Genomic DNA, 18,915 nt, shown 5'->3' with positions numbered 1-18,915 from the left:
TACCCCATGGCGCGATCGCTCAGCGAAAGTCCTGATATTGCCGTTCTACTCCCCTGTTACAACGAGGCGGCAACGATCGGTGCTGTCGTCGGGGGGTTCCGGGCGGCACTGCCCGATGCACATATCCATGTCTATGACAACAATTCCACCGATGGCACGGCACTGCACGCCATGCTCGCCGGCGCGCAGGTCGTGCGCGAGCGGCGCCAAGGCAAAGGCCATGTGGTGCGCCGCATGTTCGCCGATATCGATGCCGACATTTACATCATCGCCGACGGCGATGGGACTTATGCGCCCGAGGACGCAGAAGAGTTGGTACGGACGCTGCTGACGGAACGGGCCGACATGGTGGTCGGCACACGGCGTGGCGTGCATGACGATGCCGGCCGGCAGGGGCATGCCCTCGGCAACCGGCTGTTCAACATACTCTATCGCGCGATCTTCGGACCTGACTTCACCGATATCTTTTCCGGCTATCGGGCCTTCTCACGGCGTTTCGTCAAGAGCTTCCCCGCGGTTTCCGGCGGCTTCGAGATCGAGACGGAAATGTCGGTGCATGCGTCGCGGCTGAAGCTGCCGGTGAGCGAACTGGAACTGCATTACGGCAGGCGGCCGGAAGGCTCGCATTCGAAGCTCTCGACCTTCCGCGATGGCGGCAAGATTCTCTGGATGTTTGCCATGCTGATGAAGGAGACCCGGCCCTTCGCTTTCTTCGGCACGATCAGCGCGCTTTTCATGCTGGCAAGTTTCGGCTTCATGGGCCCGGTGCTGGCAGAGTACTTTGCGACCGGCCTCGTTAGCCGCATGCCGACCTGGGTGCTCTCGACAGCGCTCGCGATGATCTCCATCATGCTGTTTACGGCCGGCGTCATTCTCGACTCCGTTGCACGGGCGCGCGCCGAGCAGTTACGCATCCACTATATGAGCCTGGCGGCACCGGTCTCAGCAAGGGACAAGACCTTGCCCACAACGCTTGATGGCAAAAAGGCGGAAGCGGCATGAAGAAGCTCATTCGCTTCGCGCTCGCCGGCGGGCTTGGCTTCGTCGTCGATGCGAGCGTGCTCGCTGTCCTTCTGCACCTGACGCCTCTCGGTCCCTTCATTGCCCGGCTGATTGCCATTGCGCTCGCGATGGCGACGACATGGGCCTTCAATCGGACCTTCACTTTCGATCGATCCGGCCGGTCGCTGGCGGCGGAAGGCTTTCGCTACGGTTCCGTCGGCGTGACGGCAGCTCTCGTCAATTACGCGCTTTATTCGGCGCTGCTTCTGTCGTTACCGGCGCTGCAGCCGCTTGTTGCAATGGTGCTGGCGACCGCAGCGTCGATGTTCTTCAGCTTCTTCGGCTATTCCCGCTTCGTCTTCCGCGAAAAAGCCGAATAAACTCTAGACGGCTTCCCAGCCATCCTGCTCGCTGGCGCGATAGATGGCGTCGATGACCTTCTGATTGAGTTTGGAATCTTCCAATGTGACGATTTCTTCCATTTCGCCTGTCGCAGCGCGGGCGAAGGCTTCCACCTGGCACCTGTACTGGCGGCTATCCTGGAAGCGGATGATGTGGGATTCGTTGTGGCCACGATTGGTCACTTCGATCTCCTCAGGCCCCCAGCGGTTGGCGTTGAAGGGCGACTTGACCTCGATATAGCCGTCGGTGCCGTGGAACACCATGATCTGACGGCCGGCCATCTGGGTGGAGATGTAGAAGCTCAGCTCGAAATCGCCGAAATCGGCCTTCACGCTGGAATAGATATCCGTGCCGAATTCCGCATCGCGCTCGGTGATCGCCTGGACCCAGGACGGCTCCTTGCCAGTGGAGAAGCGGGTGCTGATGACGGGATAGACGCCGATATCAGGCAGGCCACCGCCGCCGAGCTCGGGAATATTGCGCATGTTGCCGGGGTCGCGATTGTAGTAGGTGAAGGCGCCCTGCACGTGACGAAGCTCGCCGATCGTACCATCCTGCAGCAGCGAGCGAACCTTCCGCCAGACCGGCGAATAGGTGACCATGAAGGCTTCGCTGATGATGACCTTGTTGCGGTCGCGCGCGGCGATGAGATCATCGATGTCGGAGGCCTTCAGCGCAATCGGCTTTTCGCAGAGCACATGCTTGCCCGCATCGGCGGCCTTGATCGACCACTCGACATGCTGGGCGGTCGGCAACGGGATGTAGACGGCATCGATGGTGTCGGAGGCCAGCATTTCCTCATAGGAACCGAAGGCGTGCGGCACGGAGAAACGGTCCGCCATGTCACGGGCGCGTGCAAAATCACGGCTGGCGATCGCGGTGATGACGCAATTTTCTGCGTCCTGAATGGCGGGAACGACATTGTCCCGGCCGATTTTGGCCGTTGAAATTATACCGAAACGCAACATGAAAGGTCCTCCTGAAATCGATCGGCGCACTTTATGCAGCCCTCTCATGCGGCGCAATGGCGCGACCGGCGATCACGGAAGTTTGGTTTCCTTCGAGGATACTCCGCGCTAGGTTACCTGCGAACGGCGTTCTGCCGTTTCCTCAGATTTCAATCATTTCAGCATTTTGGGAGAGCGCCATGGAAATGCGCCGGCTTGGAAAAACAGGTCTTTCGGTCTCGCCGATCGTCTTCGGCGGCAATGTATTCGGCTGGACGGCCGATGAAAAAACATCCTTCGACATTCTCGACGCATTCTTTGACGCTGGCCTCAACACCATCGATACGGCCGACGTCTATTCCGCCTGGGTGCCGGGCAACAAGGGCGGCGATTCCGAAGAGATCATCGGCAGGTGGCTGAAAAAGGGAAAGGTTTCCCGCGACAAGGCCGTCATCATCACCAAGGTCGGCTCGGACATGGGCCAGGGCAAGACGCTGAAGGCAAACTATATCCTGAAGGCAGTCGAGGATTCACTGCGCCGCCTGCAGACCGATTATATCGACCTCTATCTCTCGCACTGGCCAGATGCCGATACGCCTCATGAGGAATCGCTTGGCGCCTATGCTAAGCTTCAGGAACAGGGCAAGATCCGCTCCTTCGGCTGCTCGAATTTTGATGCAAGCCTGCTGCAGGCCTCCTTCGACGCCGCCGACAAGGCAGGCCTGCCGCGCTATCAGGCGCTGCAGCCCGAATATAACCTCTACGAACGTTCGAGCTTCGAAGGTCCGCTCGCCGAGCTTTGCGTCAAGGAAGACATCGGCGTCATCACGTATTTCAGCCTCGCGGCCGGCTTTCTCTCGGGCAAGTACCGCAACAAGGCGGATACGGAGGGCCGCGCACGCGAAGGCCGTGTCGCACAGTATCTCGACGACAAGGGCATGCGCATTCTTGCCGCCCTCGACAAGATCGCCGCCGAGACGGGTGCCAAGCCTGCGGAAATCTCGCTTGCGTGGCTCTTGCGCAAGAAGGGCGTGACGGCGCCGATCGCCAGTGCTACGAGCCTTTCCCAGCTTGAAAGCCTGGTGAAATCGGCAACGCTTGAGCTTTCCGACGAGGCGATGGCGCTGCTCGATAAAGCAGGCGCCTGAAACGAGATAGTGGCATGACCGTGACGATCCGTAACGCCAAACCCGAAGACGAGACACGCTGGCGTGCGCTCTGGGCGGACTATCTCGCCTTCTATGAGGTCACCGTCGATGCCGACATCACCGATTCCACCTGGCGCCGGGTCTTCGATCCGGCGTCGGCAATCTTCATGCGGGTGGCAGAACTCGACGGCGAAGTCGTTGGCTTCACACTCTGCCTGACGCACGAAGGCACATGGATTCGCGGCAAGGACTGCTATCTCGAAGACCTGTTCGTATCGGAGAAGGTGCGCAGCAAGGGCGTCGGCCGCGCGCTGATGGACGACCTCGTCGACCTCTGCAGGAAGAATGGCTGGTCGCGGCTCTACTGGCACACGAGCGAGCAGAACAAGACGGCCCGAGCGCTCTACGATACTTACGTCGAGAGTGACGGCCACATCCGCTACCGCATCAATTTCTGAGCGGCGGAAAGCCCTCATACCATTCGGAATGATCGCCTTCCCAGTTGGCCATCCCGGGCTTGGTCAGGATGCCGCGCGGACGCACATAGCTTTGGATCACCCGCTTCGGCCGCTCGTGCCACTGGATGTTGAAGGCCCATAGCTTCGGGAAGAAGCAGAGCGAGGCATAAGGCAGGTGGTCATGGATCCACCAGGCAAGCCTCTGCCAGTCGCTTTCATCGCTGTAGCGGTCGACCATCCACGGGATGGCGATGCAGACTGCAGCGCCCATGCAGCCGTCAAAATCTCTGGCATCCCAGATGTGATGGGCAGCGGTGGCTGTATTGGTCGAACAGTTGAGCTTGTTCTCGTTGCCGAAGCGGTTGACCTCGGGCGAACGGTAGCCGGAGCGAATATGCAAGCGCCCGAAACTCGCTTCCAGCGGTTCCAGAAGTTCCTCGCACAGGCGACGGCCTGTCTCGATGGCAAGATCGGGATCGTCGGGGATGTTCGGGATCCGATAGAAATCGGCGATCTCGGAGTGGAGAAAATCGCGGAAGAAGAAGCTCTTCGACAGCCGCACCCGGCCGAGATCCTCGAGCGCCTTCATCGATCCCGGTTTCTTCATAAACGATCCTCCCGATTCCTGGCGATACTTCGCCCGGACGATGTAGCGATTCCACCCGAAAGGCGCGGGAACAATTAGCCCGGTGCCAACTTCTAAGAAATGTCGCCCGCGGGGCGCAAATCCATCAACAAAGGAACGGAACAATGGCCAAGGAAAAGACACTGGAAGATTTGTTTTACGATACGCTGAAGGACATCTATTTCGCCGAACGGCAGATATTGCGCGCCTTGCCGAAGATGGCGCGCTCTGCCCAGTCGACGGAATTGAAGGCAGGCTTCGAAAAGCACCGTGAAGAAACAGAAGGCCATGTGGAGCGACTGCAGCAGGTTTTCGAGATCATCGGCAAGCGTGCCCAGGGCAAGACCTGTGAAGCGATCCAGGGCATCATCGCCGAGGGCGAGGAAATCATGGAGGAATTCAAAGGCACATCGGCCGTCGATGCCGGTCTGATTTCCGCAGCCCAGGCCGTCGAGCACTATGAAATCGCCCGCTACGGCACGTTGAAGACGTGGGCGCAGACGCTGGGCTTCAAGGACGCCGTCATGCTTCTCGACCAGACTCTGCAAGAAGAAGGCAAGACCGATCAGCTTCTGACGAAGCTTGCAACGACTGCCGCGAACCAGAAGGCTTCGCGCGCAGCCTGATACTTGTCCTCACACAAGGAGAGCGGCCACCGCCGGCTGCTCTCCTTCTCCCAGCCTTGTCTTCGCCGACGACCCCGCTATCATTTCCTTCAGAATATGAGGCGAGGTGTCGATATGGCCGACAGGCAGGCAATCGAAGCAACGGTTCATCTCTATGTCGAGGGCATGGCCTTCGCCAATGAGGCAGCCCTGAAGAAAGCGTTCCACCCGAAGAGTTCGATCATCGGGCACTATCAAAACGCGGTGGAATGGCTCTCGCGCGATGAATTCATTGCCGCAATCATCGAAGAAGGGGCAGCACCGCCCGGCACCCAGCCTTACATGGATATCGAAAGCATCGATATATCAGGCGATGCAGCGACCGTGAAAGTAACCGACGAATTCGCTGGCATGCGCTTCACCGATTATCTCTCGCTGCTGAAGATCGAGGCCCGCTGGACGATCGTCAGCAAGATCTATCATCTTCACATATGAAAAAGCCGGCAGCCCGCGCCGCCAGCCATCGATGTCATTCTTGTAGCCGGCTCAGCTTCTAAGAACACCACCGGTAAACTTGGCAACGCTGGCAACGATCTTCTGCGTAAGCGCTTCGAAATCCTCGTCGGTCAGCGTGCGCTCAGCCGGCTGGATCTGGACTTCGATCGCGACAGACTTCTTGCCTTCGCCAACCGAGGCGCCTTCGAAAATATCAAAGACATTGACACCTGTGATCAGCTTGCGATCGACGCCCGTGGCAGCTTTGATGATGGCGCCCGCTTCCACCGTCTTGTCGACGACGAAGGCGAAGTCGCGCTTGACGGCCTGGAAGGGCGAGAGATCGAGCGCCGGCTTGGTGCGGGTCGCCTTCTTCTTCGGCTCGGCCATGGCATCGAGATAGACTTCGAAACCGCAGAGGGCACCGGAGACATCGAGCTTTTCGAGCGTGGTCGGATGGAACTCGCCGAAATAACCGAGGATTACCTTCGGACCCATCTTGATCGTGCCGGAACGGCCGGGGTGATACCATTCGGGACCGCCCTGCTCGATCTGGATATTGCCCATCGGCAGGCCGCAGGCTTCGATAACTGCCAGTGCGTCAGCCTTGGCATCGAAGACATCTACCGGCTTGCCGCCGCCCTTTGAGGCGTTCGACCACATACGGCCGGCACCGGCAAGCGAGGCCGTGCCGCGGCGGATGCCGCCCGCCACGCGCCGCTGGCCTTCCGGCGTGTCGTTTTCGTAAGTACCCGAGACTTCGAAGATCGCCACGTCGCCATAGCCCTTATCGGCATTGCGCTGGGCGGCCGTCAGCAGACCCGGCAGCAGCGAGGGGCGCATGTCCGACATTTCGGCAGCGATCGGATTGGCGAGCTTGAGGGCTGCGGAACCGCCGCCGAAGAGCTTTGCGTGATCTTCCGGAATGAAGGACCAGGTGACGGCCTCCAGCATGCCGCGCGAGGCAAGGGCGCGCTTGGCCGCGCGGGTGCGAATCTGCAGCGTTGTCAGGATCTTGCCGTTGACGGCGGCATGGCTTTCGAGCGGCGCCGGCTTGATATTGTCGACGCCATGAATGCGCATGACCTCTTCTACGAGATCGGCCTTGCCGTCGATATCCGGGCGCCAGGAGGGAACGGCAACGGAGACGCGCTCACCGGAGCCTGAAACCTTGAAGCCGAGGCGGGTCAGGATCGTGTTGCTTTCCTCCGTCGAGACCTCGAGACCGGTCAGCCGCTTGACCTCCGAATAGGGAAAGTCGACGATCTTCGGCTCATAACCCTTGTAGCCGACAATCTCGGCCTCGGCCGGGGTGCCGCCGCAAAGCTCGAGCACCAGTTCGGTCGTGCGCTCGAGGCCGGGAACCATGTATTCCGGATCGACGCCGCGTTCGAAACGGTAGCGGGCATCGGTGATGATGCCGAGTGCGCGACCGGACTTGGCGATGTTCATCGGATCCCAGAGAGCGGATTCGATCAACACGTCGACGGTGTTCTCGTCACAGCCGGAATGTTCGCCGCCCATGATGCCGCCGATCGATTCGATGCCGTCCTCATCGGCAATGACGACATTGTTCGGGCCAAGTTTGTATTCGCGCTGATCGAGCGCCAGCACGGTTTCGCCTTCCCTGGCGCGGCGCACAGTCAGGTTGCCCGTGACCTTGGCGGCGTCGAAGACGTGCATCGGCCGGCCCTGATCGAAGGTCATGTAGTTGGTGATATCTACAAGCGCATTGATGGGGCGCAGACCGATGGCGAGAAGCCGCTGCTGCATCCAGCGCGGGCTCGGGCCGTTCTTCACGCCACGCACGAGACGCAGGCTGAAGCCCGGGCAGAGCCTGGGATCGTCGAGATCGAGCGTCAGCTTCACCGGCGTCTCGCCTTCGACGGCGAAGGAGGGCGCAGGCCGCGTCTTCAGCGTGCCGAGACCGGAGGCTGCGAGATCGCGGGCGATGCCATGGATCGAGGTGCAGTCCGGGCGGTTCGGCGTCAGGTTGATCTCGATGACCGGGTCGTCGAGATGGGTGTAGGCGGCGTAGCTCGTGCCGACAGGCGCATCGTCAGGCAGATCGATGATGCCGTCGTGATTGTCGGAGATCTGCAGCTCCTTTTCCGAGCACATCATGCCGCGGCTTTCGACGCCGCGGATATTGCCGACCGACAGCGTCACGTCGATGCCGGGAACATAGGTGCCGGGAGCCGCGAAGGCACCAACGAGGCCGGCACGCGCATTCGGCGCTCCGCAGACGACCTGCACCGGAGCGCCCTCGCCGATATCGACCATAAGCACCTTCAGGCGATCGGCCTGCGGATGTTTTTCAGCGGAGAGAACCTTGGCGATGACGAAAGGCTTGAAAGCTGCCTTGTCGTCGACATCTTCCACTTCCAGCCCGATTTCAGTCAGGCGGCTGCAGATTTCATCGAGCGTGGCATCCGTTTCCAGATGATCCTTAAGCCAGGAAAGCGTGAATTTCATTGGTCCAATCCTCCCTTAGACGCTCAAGCCGCCGAACAGCGTCGGCATGTCGAGCGGGCGGAAGCCATAATGGTTCATCCAGCGGACATCAGCATTGAAGAAGTCGCGCAGGTCGGGCATGCCGTATTTCAGCATGGCGATGCGGTCGAGGCCCATGCCCCAGGCAAAGCCCTGATATTCATCAGGATCGAGGCCGCCGTAACGCAGCACGTTCGGGTGAACCATGCCGCAGCCGAGGATCTCCATCCAGTCGGTGCCTTCGCCGAACTTGACGATCGGGCCGGAACGGTCGCACTGGATGTCGGCCTCGAAGGACGGCTCGGTGAAGGGGAAGAAGGACGGGCGGAAACGCATCGTCACGCTGTCGACCTCGAAGAAGGCCTTACAGAACTCCTCCAGCACCCAGCGGATATTGGCGACATTAGATTTCCTGTCGATGACGAGGCCTTCGACCTGATGGAACATCGGCGAATGGGTGGCATCGGAATCCTGGCGATAGGTTTTGCCGGGGAGGATGATGCGGATCGGCGGCTTCTGCGATTCCATCGTGCGGATCTGCACCGGCGAGGTGTGCGTGCGCAGAACCTTGCGCTCACCCTTCTCATCCGGATTGAAGAAGAAGGTGTCGTGCATCTCGCGGGCCGGGTGCCCGTCGGGGAAGTTGAGAGCCGTGAAATTGTAGTAATCGGTCTCGATATCGGGACCTTCGGCAATCGAGAAGCCCATATCGCCGAAGATCGCGGTGACTTCGTCGACGATCTGGCTGATCGGATGGATACGGCCGCGCTCCGCCGGCGAGGAGCGGACCGGCAGGCTGACATCGACCGTTTCGGCTTTCAGCCGGGCGTTGATCGCCGCTTCCTTCAACACCGTCTTACGATCGGTGAGAGCGTCGGTCACCTCGTTCTTCAGAGCATTGATGACAGCGCCGCGCGTCTGTCGCTCTTCCGGGGTCATGGCGCCGAGCGTCTTCAGGAGCTCGGAAACGGAGCCCTTCTTGCCGAGCGCGGAAACGCGGACCCCTTCAAGCGCAGGCTCATCATTGGCGGCGGCAATTTCGGCAAGCAAAGAGGATTTCAGCTGGTCGATATCTGACATTGTCTTCTTTCCGTCCGGATCAGGCGGCGTTCGAAATGGCGGGCCGAGCGGCCGGCGCCAGCACTACAGAGAAAGAAAAACCCGCGCCAGCCCAGACCAGCGCGGGTTTCCCAAAATTCAAAAAAGCGTCAAGCTTGGGAAGCGCTGGTTAACGAACCGCGCCTTCAAACTCATTAGCCGTGCCGGTTTCCTTGAGATACTCAAGGGCCTTCTTGGCGGCAGCAACCAGGGCGCCGAATGCTTCCGGCTCGTGGATTGCCATGTCGGAAAGAACCTTGCGGTCGACTTCGATGCCAGCCTTGTTCAGGCCGTCGATGAAGCGGCCATAGGTCAGGCCGAATTCGCGGACGGCAGCGTTGATACGCTGGATCCAGAGGGCGCGGAAGTTGCGCTTGTTAACCTTGCGGTCGCGGTATGCGTACTGCTTGGCGCGGTCGACGGCAGCCTTGGCGGTACGGATGGTGTTCTTGCGGCGGCCGTAGAAACCCTTGGCCTGCTTCAGAACCTTCTTGTGCTTGGCGTGGGCGGTGACGCCTCTTTTTACACGTGCCATTTCATGATCTCCTTAATCTAACGCGTTACCGGAATAGTCTCAGAGACCGTTCGGCAGATAGTTCTTCACGACCTTGCGGCCATCGGGTTCTGCCAGAACCATCGTGCCACGTGCATCGCGAATGAACTTGTTCGTGCGCTTGATCATGCCATGGCGCTTGCCAGCGGCAGCCGCCTTGACCTTGCCGGTAGCGGTGATCTTGAACCGCTTCTTGGCAGAGGACTTCGTCTTCATCTTGGGCATTTTGCTACTCCGTTCTGAGAGCTCCTCACTCGCTTCGTTAAAGAAACCCTTCTGCGAAACCCGGTTTTACGGTCTTCGCCAAAGGCGCGGGAGCGTTTGTTGTTGATCTGCGGGTCCAGTGACGAAACCTGCCCGCAAGCATTCAAAACTGCCACGGCATGCCCTGCCGGTCAGTTCGGACGCGCGCTTATAACCGCAGCGTCATGAAAGTGCAACGGGGCGGATGACGAATCTTACTGCCCCAGGAAACACAAAAGCCGCCCTGTCGGACGGCTTTGAGCGAAAGGATGCGGCACCGGTCACTTCGGCGCCAGCACCATCATCATCTGGCGGCCTTCGAGCTTGGGCTCAGCTTCAACTTTGGCGATCTCGAGCGTGTCGGCCTTGACCTGCTGGAGAAGCTTCATGCCGAGTTCCTGGTGAGCCATTTCGCGGCCGCGGAACTTCAGCGTCACCTTTACCTTGTCGCCTTCGTCGAAGAAGCGACCCATCGCCTTCATCTTCACCTCATAGTCATGGGTGTCGATGTTCGGGCGCATCTTGATTTCTTTGACTTCGACAATCTTCTGCTTCTTGCGCGCCTCGGCGGCCTTCTTCTGGTTCGAATATTTCAGCTTGCCCAGATCGAGGATCTTGCATACCGGCGGTTCGGCATTGGGGGAAATTTCGACGAGGTCGAGGCCGGCTTCTTCCGCCATTTTCAAGGCCTGGTCGGTAGGCACGATGCCCATATTCTGTCCGTCAGCTGTAATCAGCTGAACTTTGGGAATGCGGATCTCCCGGTTCGAGCGCGGTCCATCCTTTACGGGCGCGTCGGTTTTAAAGGGTCTGCGAATGGTCGTATTCTCCTCGCGTTGATCGGAACGTTGCAGCTTCGTGTCCCTCTCGAAGGGGGCACAAACGAGGTCACGTCATCGCTGCAACGGAGTCAATAACACCCTTTAGCGGAAAAATCACCTGCTGTCAGCCTGTCAAGAATCTGTTTTATAGGCCAGAACAACAGGAGTTCTGCCCGATGTCCGATCAAATGACCGTCCTTGTGCCCGAATTCCTTGATGTCGGTAAAGGCGAGGCTGCGCGGCAGATCGCCATGCTGGTGCGCCCGGGTCAGGCCAACACCGACCTTCCCGCCCTCGTTTGGCTATCCGGCTACCGATCGGACATGAGTGGCAGCAAGGCTATCGAGATCGACCGGCTGGCCTCGGAACTGGGCGCGGCCTGCATCCGTCTCGACTATTCCGGCCACGGACTTTCCGGCGGTTCCTTCACGGATGGCACGATCTCGCGCTGGCTGGAGGAGGCGCTCGCAGTGATCCGTCATATCGCGCCGGACCGGATGATCCTCGTCGGCTCCTCGATGGGCGGCTGGATTGCGCTCAGGGTGGCGCAGGAGCTCGCGCGGCATGGCGGGCCGAGGCTCGAGGGCATGGTGCTGATTGCGCCGGCGCCGGACTTCACCTCCGATCTCATCGAACCGAACCTAAAGAAGAAAGAACGCACGTCTCTTGAACAGCGCGGCTACTTCGAGGAACGTTCGCAATATAGTCCGGAGCCCAACATCTATACTCGGGCGCTGATTGAAGACGGGCGTGAGAACCGCGTGCTGACCGGCATCATTGAAACGGGCTGCCCGATCCATATCCTGCAGGGCATGAAGGATGCAGATGTTCCCTATCTGCACGCGATGAAGCTGGTCGAACATCTTCCGGCCGACGACGTTCTCCTGACCTTCATCCGCGACGGCGACCACCGGCTTTCGCGCCCGCAAGACATCGAACGGCTGCGCAACGCCGTCAAAGGCCTGATCCGCTGAGGGGAAGCCGGTCACTCACCAAAGAACATGCAACTGCCCCAATAGAATGCCATGGTTGAACAAGTTCCGCTCAATCACGCAAAGGTTACGTTGCATTTTAACCATGTCTGCCAGTTGCAAAGTCCTCCCAAGAAGTAACGATTGACTCCTTTCGGCCCTCTCCGTTAACTGTTTGTTAATAAATAAAGGGCGATGCAGGGAAGTAGGGCGTGCGGATCAAGGGTTTCCTCGTGGCCATCATGGCCGTGTTTGCAATGGCGCCGGCCGCTATTCCGGCTCCGAGCAAGAATGCCTCCATGGTGACCGGCAGTGCGACTTCGCAGCCGATCGGTCACTACGACTTCTGTCAGACACACCGCGCCGAGTGCGGCGCCAATCGTAATAGTGGCCCGCTCGCCATGACCGGCGGCAAGTGGGCTACGGTTCGCGCCGTCAACGCGACCGTCAACCGCACCATCACACCGATGACCGACAAGGAAATCTACGGCAAGGACGAGGTCTGGGCCTATCCGACCACGGCCGGCGACTGCGAGGACTTCGCGCTCCTGAAGCGCCGTATCCTCATCCAGCGCGGCTTCTCGCCCGCAGACCTGCTGATGACCGTCGTGCGCAAGCCTGACGGGGAAGGCCACGCGGTTCTGACGCTGCGCACCGCCGAAGGCGACTTCGTGCTCGACAACCTCGCGACCGACGTCAAGCCATGGTTTTCGACGCCCTATACGTTCATCAAGCGCCAATCGAGCTTCAATGCCGGCCGCTGGGTCACCATAGAGAATGGCCGCGACATTCTGGTCGGCGCTCTGAAGTAACGAGTTTTGAGGGGGACTGTGGGGAGGGCCGGCGAAAGCCGGCCTTTTTCATTTGAGGAGTGCGGTCGCGCTGCAATCGATTCACCGGATCGATTGCTCGGGCTTCGCCCCGACCGCCCTCACCCCGATATTCACGCGTTCCCGATGAAAATGCCGGCTGCCAGCACGAGGCTGCCGCCGACAACCACCTGGAAGGCCGCGCGCAGGAACGGCGTCTCCATATATTTGTTCTGGATGAAGGCGATCGCCCAGAGTTCGAAGAAGACGATGACGGCAGCGGTGATGGTCGCAGTCCAGAATTGCGGGATCAGATAGGGCAGCGCATGGCCGAGGCCGCCGAGCGCCGTCATGATACCGCAGGCGAGGCCGCGCTTGATCGGCGAGCCACGGCCGGAAATCTTGCCGTCGTCGTGAGCCGCTTCGGTGAAGCCCATCGAGATGCCGGCGCCGACCGAGGCCGATAGGCCGACGAGGAAGGTCTGCCAGGTATCCTGCGTGGCGAAGGCGGCTGCGAAGATCGGTGCGAGCGTGGAAACCGAACCGTCCATGAGACCGGCGAGGCCTGGCTGCACATAGGTCAGCACGAACTGGCGACGCGCCGTCTCATCCTCTTCCTTCTTCACATCCTCAGGCGTGTGCTTGTCGCCCAGCATGCGGGCGATGTCCTCATGGCCCTGCTCGGCGAGCGCAAGATCGCCAAGCAACTGACGGGTGGAGGCATCGGAGGTCTGTTTGATCGCCTCGACATAGAAGCGGTAGGCCTGTTCCTCCATCGCCTCCGCTTCCTGCCTGATCGTATCGAGGGAGAGGTTGGCGCGCAGCCAGTCCGGTTTGCGTTCGTAAAATCCCTCGACATGCTCGCGGCGGATCAAAGGAATTCGCTCACCGAAGCGCTGGCGGTGAATTTCGATCAGCGACCTTCGGTGCGTGTCTTCCACCTCAGCCATATCTTCGAACACCTTGGCGGAAGCCGGAAACTCCTTTCGCAGATGTTCCGCATAGGCGAGATAGATGCGGGCATCATCCTCTTCCGAGGCGATGGCGAGCGCCAGGATTTCCTGCTCGGAGAGAGAACGGAAAGAACGTTTCGGTGATCTGAAAAACCGAGCCAGCATAGACAATCTCCAAAATTTTAGAATTATTCTAAACTTAAAGGGGCAAGCAGCATGGGTCAAGATCAAAGCCCTGCGGGATTGACAGAATGACGCGATCGACCGGTCGCGCTTTGCTGAGACGGCGCGTCAACCTATATGAAGGCCGCGAGCTGCAAGCGGCGCTGGGGTTTATGATGGATAATGAGATACAGGGACGGGCCGCACATGTTGCTGCGATCCGCGAGAAGGCCGAAGCCGAGATGAAAGAGATCGGGGTGGACGAGGCCTTCATTTCGAAGCTGGTAGAGACCTTCTACGGGCGGGTACTGGCGCATCCTGAACTCGGGCCGGTCTTCGATGCGCGGCTTTCCGGGCGCTGGCCCGAACATGTGGACAGGATGAAAAGCTTCTGGTCGGCCGTTGCCTTCCGCAGCGGTGCCTATGGCGGCAAGCCAGTGCAGGCGCATCTGGGCGTCGCGAACATGACGCCTGATCTTTTTCCAAAATGGCTTTCGCTGTTTTCTTCAACGCTCGACGACGTCGCGCCGACGCCGGAAGCCAAGGACTGGTTCATGGCGACGGCGGAGCGGATCGCCAAAAGCCTGACGCTGTCGCTCTTCTACAATCCGGCGCTCGACGATCCCACGAAGAAGACGGGCTGATCCTTCATTGCCTTGCCGAAAAGGTCGCACCGGTGCTTGCGGCCACGACCAAGGCCGTTCCGGCCATCTGCAGAAGCGTCATGGGCTGCATCAGGATGATGAAGCCTGCGAGTGCGGCAACCGCCGGCTCGAGGCTCATGAGAATGCCGAAGGAGGTTGTCGGCATGCGCCGCAAGGCGATCAATTCCAGCGTGTAGGGCAGCAGCGGCACGAGAATGGCAAGGCCCGCCATTTCGATCAGACCGGAAGCATCAAGCTTCGGCACGGCACCGGCAAAACCGACGGGTGTCGCAACCAAGGCGGCGACCATGAGCGACATGGCAAGCCCGTCCAGCCCCTTGAAGCTTGCACCGATCTTCTTCGTCAGGACGATATAAATCGCCCAGCCGGTTCCCGCGCCGAACGCGAAGAAAACACCCAAGGGATCGCCAACCCAGCCTTCGCCATCATGAGCGAGAGCCAGAACACCGAGCGCAGCAACCAGCGGCCAGACGAGACGCCGGCCGAACCCATAGCCAATGGTTGCCACAGTAAGCGGGCCAAGAAAATCGATCGCCACGGCAAGACCGAGCGGAATGCGCTCGATGGCCGAAAAGAAGCTCATGGTCATCAGCGCGGTCGTCGTGCCGAGGACCAAGGCGCTTTTCCATTGGTCGCGGTTGTAGCTTGACATGCGCGGGCGCACGACGACGGCCAGAATGATCGCTGCAAAGGCAAGGCGCAGCCAACTGGCGCCAGCCGGCCCATAGGCGGAGATGGCAGAGGAGGAAAGGGCTGCACCGAACTGGATTGATGACATGGACATGAGGCACATCAGCCCGCCAGCCGCTACGCCGCCAAATGCTGATGATGTCTGCGCGGCGATGGTACCCGCTTCGGCGTTCGTTCTGTCTTCCATTGATGTCTCCGGTTGCGCGCTCTTCATACGAAGGCAGCTTGCGGGCGACAAATTCAAACTTCTGATCGGGGCAGCAAAAGGCTTGATGCGATATCAGAGACGACCGGCGAGGATCACCTCTTCGGCATCCTCAAAGCTCATCTCGAAGACCTTCCTGCCGATCTCGAAGCCGAAGCCGTTACGGGCGAAGGCCGAGAGCTCCTTCGCCCTCCGTTTTTCATCAAGCTCGACGCGGCGGAAGGGGCCGAAGGCGCGTTTGCGGGCGAATATCGCAGCAGCATAGAGATCGTCAGCCTCTTCGAGCGCGGCCTCAACCCTGTCGCTGGAGACACCCTTGACCGCAAGCTTCTGGGCGATGGCGCGTTTCGACTTGCCGCTGCGCATGGCGGAACGCGTGCTGATTTCGGCATAGGCGGTATCGTCGATCGCCTTGTTGTCATAGGCGAATTTGACGGCGAAATCGGCAACAGCCTTGACCTGGGCTGCGCTGATATCCTCGAACTTCTCCTTTGCTTTGCGGGTGATGGCGTCAAAGAGCTGCTTTTCCGTCATCATGCGCCGCTCGAGGCGGTAGATGGTCGAATTGCGCGCCCAACTCAGCATGCGGGGCGTCGGGATATCGGATGAGATGGTCTCCTCGGTCATCGGCAGTGATCAGGCTTCCATGCCCTTGAGCACATTGGCGACGTTAAAGCCGATTTCCGGCACCCCATAACCGCCTTCCATGCAGGTGACGACGGGCAGGCCAAAAGCGGAAATCATCTCGCCTATGCGGATGAAATCCTCTGATTTCAGCGTGAAGAAGGAAATCGGATCGCGCTCGAACGTATCGACGCCAAGGGCCACGACGATCGCCTCCGCACCGAAGACCTTGATGCGGGAGAGCGCATCGGCAAGCGCTGCCGACCAGACATCAAAGCCCGTGCCGCGCGCCATTGGGTAATTGCGGTTGGCACCCTCGCCCTCCCCTTCGCCCACTTCATCGGCATAGCCGAGGAAATAGGGAAAGGCGTGGATGGGATCGCCATGCAGCGAGGCAGTGAAGACGTCGCCGCGGCGATAGAAGAGATCCTGCGTACCGTTGCCGTGGTGGAAATCGACATCGAGCACGGCAATCTTCCCGGCGCCGTGATCGAGCAGGCGCTGGGCCGCGACGCCGGAATTGTTGATGAAGCAATAGCCGCCGAAGAGATCGATGCCGGCATGATGGCCGGGCGGGCGGCAGAGCGCGAAGGCAAAGCGGTTGCCGGCGTCGAGCCAGTCCGCAGCCGTGATCGCGCAGCGCATCGAAGCAAGCGCTGCCTCATAAGACCCCTTGCTGATGGAGGTATCGGCGGCATTGGCATAATGGCCGATCGCGCCGACGATATTTTCGGGCACCCGCTGGCTGGTGCGGCGGACGGGAAAGGAGTTGGCGATCGCCTCGCCTTTATATCCTGCCGCCACCCAGCGATCCCAGACCGTTGCCAGGAATTCCAGATAGGCCGGATCATGCACCTTGCCTGCCGTTTCGAGGCCATGGGTCTCCGGCGCGACGACATCCGAAAAGCCTGCTTCCTTGACCGCAGCAAGGATCCATTCGGCCCGGAACGGCGCCTCGAAGGGCGTCACGAGCTGACCGTCATGCAGCTCGGTCTTCGCATCACGCAGCTTGTGGTCTTCGGAATAGATGACGCGCACTGAACTCCTCCGCAAATCAGCTTCTTGGACTCAAGCCTTACACATGCCCGTCGGAAGAAAAAAGCGCTGAACGCGCCTTGATCGCTGCTGATGATGACGCCACGTTCAAGTCGATTTCAGAATGCGTCCCTTTTCCTTACGAGATTAACCCATGAAAATCCTGATGGTCGATGTCGATGGTGTGCTGGTTCACGGGCGACCGGCGGACGGTCTGCCGCTCTTTACCTACCTTGAGCGCGATCTTGGCTTGGCGCCGTCCTTGCTTCAGCAGGAGTTCTTCAAGCCTTATTGGGTCGGGATCGTCACGGGACAGGAGCCGATCGAGCCCCGCCTGACGGAGGTTCTCGACCGCATCGCCCCGCATCTCACCACCGAGAAACTGCTCGACTACTGGTTCGAAAACGACTCCCGCCTGGACCGGCAGCTGCTCGCCGACCTCGCCCGCCTGAAGGACGAAGGCACGCGTCTTTATCTTGCCACCAATCAAGAACACAGGCGGGCGGCCTATTTGCGCGACGTGCTCGAACTCGGCGCGCTTTTCGACGGCATCTTCTATTCCGCAGCGCTCGGCAGTCGAAAGCCCGAAAGCGACTTTTTCCGCCTTGTGACCGATGGGGTTGGCGTCGCACCGCATGAGATCGGCTTTATCGACGATGTCGAAGAGAATATTGCGGCCGCCGCGCAATTCGGCTGGAGGGCCTTGCATTGGACGCCAGCGTCAGCGCTTGCAGATGCCATCGCCGCGTTTACGCAGAATGCTCAGGCGACCCGCTTGTAGAAGAAAGTGGTGGCGCAAAGCCCGCCTTCCGGCCACAGCGCGTAATCGGGGATAACGCCGACGCGCTCCCAGCCGAGGCGCGGATAGATCGCTTCGGCATCGCTGCCGGTTGCCGTGTCGAGGACGAGGATCGTCTTGCCGCGGCGGGCCGCTTCGTGTTCGGCCATTTCCATCAGCAGGCGCGCCAGCCCATGGCCGCGGGCAGAGCGATGGACGAGCAGCTTCTTCAGATCGCCGCGATGCGGCTGGTTCGGCATCTGCGCAGCGCCGACCTGCACGGTGCCGACAATCTTGCCGTCCACTTCAGCCACAAACAGCAGCGTGGCATCATCGGCCACGGCCTCGGCGACGCCACGCCAGTAGGGTTCGGCATCAGCCGGGGTATAGGGCTGCATGAAGCCGACAGAGGCGCCGCCATTGACGCAATCGGCCAGCACCTCGCAAAGATCGGGAATGGCGGCGTGGGCTTCAGCGGCGGAGAGAAGGCGGATGCTCGGCATAAATATTCCCCTGATAAACAGCGCGTGATTTAGTGGCCACCGTGATCCAGCACGACGCAATAACGTGCGGGCGCGTGACCCGGATTATGAAAGACATGGCCTTCGCCAACAGGCATGAAGAGACAGTCGCCGGCTTTGAGGCGGTAGACCGTTTCGCCAACGGTCATTTCCAGCTCGCCATCAAAGAGCCAGACATGCTGTGTCATGCCGCGGCTTGCCGCATGCGGCGGGAAGCTGACTCGCGCGCCGGCTGGAAACTCGACATCGACGATATCGACATCCGAGGTTGTACCCGGCGGCGAGACGGCCCGGCGCATATAGCCGGTTTCGGGATCGCGCCAAACCTGCTGGTCCTGGCGACGCGAAAACGGCGACGCCTCTTGTCCCTCCTCGGCGAAGAATTCCGACAACGACAGGCCGAGCGCTGCGCAAACCCTTGCCAGAAGCGACGCCGTCGGGCTCGCCTCGGCGCGTTCGATTCGGGAGATCATGGCGCGGCTCACGCCGGAGGCTGTGGCCAGATCATCCAGCGTGAGGCCCTTTTCCAGCCGCAGCACGCGGATGCGGATGCCGATCGCCTGTTCGAGTTCCTGTTCCATGCTTCGATCCACAATTCTACTATAAGAGAAA

General features: G+C 60.1%; 23 protein-coding genes. 10 read left to right on the top strand and 13 right to left on the bottom strand.

What is annotated here, in order from left to right; genetic code table 11:
- Positions 1–6 precede the first annotated feature (6 nt).
- Both KQ933_RS21160 and KQ933_RS21155 read left to right on the top strand, forming a co-directional pair.
- Complete coding sequence (locus KQ933_RS21160; RefSeq protein WP_216756734.1) at positions 7–1,002, top strand: glycosyltransferase; 996 nt, start codon at positions 7–9, stop codon at positions 1,000–1,002.
- Positions 999–1,382, top strand: a complete 384-nt coding sequence (locus tag KQ933_RS21155; protein ID WP_216756732.1) for a GtrA family protein — start codon at positions 999–1,001, stop codon at positions 1,380–1,382. The genes KQ933_RS21160 and KQ933_RS21155 overlap by 4 nt, the downstream gene beginning before the upstream one ends.
- Positions 1,383–1,385: 3 nt before the next feature.
- On the opposite strand, the gene KQ933_RS21150 is transcribed toward KQ933_RS21155, so the two are convergent.
- Positions 1,386–2,372: a Gfo/Idh/MocA family protein gene (locus KQ933_RS21150; protein ID WP_216756731.1), complete on the bottom strand. Its 987-nt coding sequence runs from the start codon at positions 2,370–2,372 to the stop codon at positions 1,386–1,388.
- A 179-nt stretch (positions 2,373–2,551) separates the two neighbouring features.
- Between KQ933_RS21150 and KQ933_RS21145 the strand changes: the two genes are divergently transcribed.
- Together KQ933_RS21145 and KQ933_RS21140 are read left to right on the top strand one after the other, a co-directional pair.
- The gene (locus KQ933_RS21145) at positions 2,552–3,499 is read left to right on the top strand and encodes an aldo/keto reductase (protein ID WP_216756729.1); all 948 of its coding nucleotides are present in this window, start codon (positions 2,552–2,554) and stop codon (positions 3,497–3,499) included.
- A 14-nt stretch (positions 3,500–3,513) separates the two neighbouring features.
- Positions 3,514–3,957, top strand: a complete 444-nt coding sequence (locus tag KQ933_RS21140) for a GNAT family N-acetyltransferase (RefSeq protein WP_216756727.1) — start codon at positions 3,514–3,516, stop codon at positions 3,955–3,957.
- Here the strand turns inward: KQ933_RS21140 and KQ933_RS21135 are convergent.
- Positions 3,947–4,564, bottom strand: coding sequence for a hypothetical protein (locus KQ933_RS21135; protein WP_216756726.1), 618 nt, complete (start codon positions 4,562–4,564; stop codon positions 3,947–3,949). The genes KQ933_RS21140 and KQ933_RS21135 overlap by 11 nt on opposite strands.
- A 143-nt stretch (positions 4,565–4,707) precedes the next feature.
- Here KQ933_RS21135 and KQ933_RS21130 point away from each other — a divergent pair, with 143 nt between their 5' ends.
- Both KQ933_RS21130 and KQ933_RS21125 read left to right on the top strand, forming a co-directional pair.
- Complete coding sequence (locus KQ933_RS21130) at positions 4,708–5,208, top strand: ferritin-like domain-containing protein (RefSeq protein ID WP_216756724.1); 501 nt, start codon at positions 4,708–4,710, stop codon at positions 5,206–5,208.
- 114 nt (positions 5,209–5,322) lie between these two features.
- Positions 5,323–5,682 carry a nuclear transport factor 2 family protein gene (locus tag KQ933_RS21125; protein ID WP_216756722.1) on the top strand — a complete coding sequence of 120 codons (360 nt, stop codon included), beginning with the start codon at positions 5,323–5,325 and terminating at the stop codon, positions 5,680–5,682.
- A 51-nt stretch (positions 5,683–5,733) separates the two neighbouring features.
- Here KQ933_RS21125 and pheT read toward each other — a convergent pair whose 3' ends face one another.
- The 5 genes from pheT to infC form a co-directional block, all read right to left on the bottom strand.
- Positions 5,734–8,157 (bottom strand): phenylalanine--tRNA ligase subunit beta, encoded by a 2,424-nt coding sequence (gene pheT / locus KQ933_RS21120; protein ID WP_216756720.1) that lies wholly within the window; start codon positions 8,155–8,157, stop codon positions 5,734–5,736.
- A 15-nt stretch (positions 8,158–8,172) separates the two neighbouring features.
- Positions 8,173–9,255: a phenylalanine--tRNA ligase subunit alpha gene (pheS, locus tag KQ933_RS21115; protein WP_216756719.1), complete on the bottom strand. Its 1,083-nt coding sequence runs from the start codon at positions 9,253–9,255 to the stop codon at positions 8,173–8,175.
- A gap of 148 nt (positions 9,256–9,403) precedes the next feature.
- Complete coding sequence (rplT, locus tag KQ933_RS21110) at positions 9,404–9,808, bottom strand: 50S ribosomal protein L20 (RefSeq protein WP_007813309.1); 405 nt, start codon at positions 9,806–9,808, stop codon at positions 9,404–9,406.
- 39 nt (positions 9,809–9,847) lie between these two features.
- The gene (gene rpmI / locus KQ933_RS21105; protein WP_004108077.1) at positions 9,848–10,051 is read right to left on the bottom strand and encodes a 50S ribosomal protein L35; all 204 of its coding nucleotides are present in this window, start codon (positions 10,049–10,051) and stop codon (positions 9,848–9,850) included.
- Between the two features lie 299 nt (positions 10,052–10,350).
- Positions 10,351–10,887 (bottom strand): translation initiation factor IF-3, encoded by a 537-nt coding sequence (infC, locus tag KQ933_RS21100; RefSeq protein WP_216758965.1) that lies wholly within the window; start codon positions 10,885–10,887, stop codon positions 10,351–10,353.
- Positions 10,888–11,066: 179 nt separating this feature from the next.
- On the opposite strand from infC, the gene KQ933_RS21095 reads away from it, so the two are divergent.
- Together KQ933_RS21095 and KQ933_RS21090 are read left to right on the top strand one after the other, a co-directional pair.
- Positions 11,067–11,864 carry a carboxylesterase gene (locus KQ933_RS21095; RefSeq protein ID WP_216756717.1) on the top strand — a complete coding sequence of 266 codons (798 nt, stop codon included), beginning with the start codon at positions 11,067–11,069 and terminating at the stop codon, positions 11,862–11,864.
- Between the two features lie 209 nt (positions 11,865–12,073).
- The gene (locus tag KQ933_RS21090; RefSeq protein ID WP_216756715.1) at positions 12,074–12,673 is read left to right on the top strand and encodes a transglutaminase-like cysteine peptidase; all 600 of its coding nucleotides are present in this window, start codon (positions 12,074–12,076) and stop codon (positions 12,671–12,673) included.
- Between the two features lie 131 nt (positions 12,674–12,804).
- Here the strand turns inward: KQ933_RS21090 and mbfA are convergent, their stop codons facing one another.
- Complete coding sequence (mbfA, locus tag KQ933_RS21085; RefSeq protein WP_216756713.1) at positions 12,805–13,788, bottom strand: iron exporter MbfA; 984 nt, start codon at positions 13,786–13,788, stop codon at positions 12,805–12,807.
- 173 nt (positions 13,789–13,961) lie between these two features.
- On the opposite strand from mbfA, the gene KQ933_RS21080 reads away from it, so the two are divergent.
- On the top strand, positions 13,962–14,429 hold the full coding sequence (locus KQ933_RS21080; RefSeq protein ID WP_216758964.1) for a group III truncated hemoglobin: 468 nt from the start codon (positions 13,962–13,964) through the stop codon (positions 14,427–14,429).
- A 4-nt stretch (positions 14,430–14,433) separates the two neighbouring features.
- On the opposite strand, the gene KQ933_RS21075 is transcribed toward KQ933_RS21080, so the two are convergent.
- The 3 genes from KQ933_RS21075 to KQ933_RS21065 form a co-directional block, all read right to left on the bottom strand.
- Entirely contained in the window at positions 14,434–15,327 is an 894-nt protein-coding gene (locus KQ933_RS21075; RefSeq protein ID WP_216756711.1) for a DMT family transporter, read from the bottom strand.
- A gap of 93 nt (positions 15,328–15,420) precedes the next feature.
- Positions 15,421–15,972, bottom strand: coding sequence for a recombination regulator RecX (gene recX / locus KQ933_RS21070; protein WP_216756709.1), 552 nt, complete (start codon positions 15,970–15,972; stop codon positions 15,421–15,423).
- Positions 15,973–15,981: 9 nt separating this feature from the next.
- Positions 15,982–17,007: a histone deacetylase family protein gene (locus tag KQ933_RS21065; RefSeq protein ID WP_216756707.1), complete on the bottom strand. Its 1,026-nt coding sequence runs from the start codon at positions 17,005–17,007 to the stop codon at positions 15,982–15,984.
- 151 nt (positions 17,008–17,158) lie between these two features.
- Between KQ933_RS21065 and KQ933_RS21060 the strand changes: the two genes are divergently transcribed.
- Positions 17,159–17,785, top strand: a complete 627-nt coding sequence (locus KQ933_RS21060; protein WP_216756706.1) for an HAD-IA family hydrolase — start codon at positions 17,159–17,161, stop codon at positions 17,783–17,785.
- Here KQ933_RS21060 and KQ933_RS21055 read toward each other — a convergent pair.
- Together KQ933_RS21055 and KQ933_RS21050 are read right to left on the bottom strand one after the other, a co-directional pair.
- Entirely contained in the window at positions 17,767–18,285 is a 519-nt protein-coding gene (locus tag KQ933_RS21055; protein ID WP_216756704.1) for a GNAT family N-acetyltransferase, read from the bottom strand. The two genes, KQ933_RS21060 and KQ933_RS21055, sit on opposite strands and share 19 nt — an antisense overlap.
- 29 nt (positions 18,286–18,314) lie before the next feature.
- Entirely contained in the window at positions 18,315–18,884 is a 570-nt protein-coding gene (locus tag KQ933_RS21050; protein ID WP_216756702.1) for an XRE family transcriptional regulator, read from the bottom strand.
- Positions 18,885–18,915 lie beyond the last annotated feature (31 nt).

Source organism: Rhizobium sp. WYJ-E13, from assembly GCF_018987265.1.
GTDB lineage: Bacteria > Pseudomonadota > Alphaproteobacteria > Rhizobiales > Rhizobiaceae > Rhizobium.
This window is presented reverse-complemented; position numbering and strand designations above follow the sequence as displayed.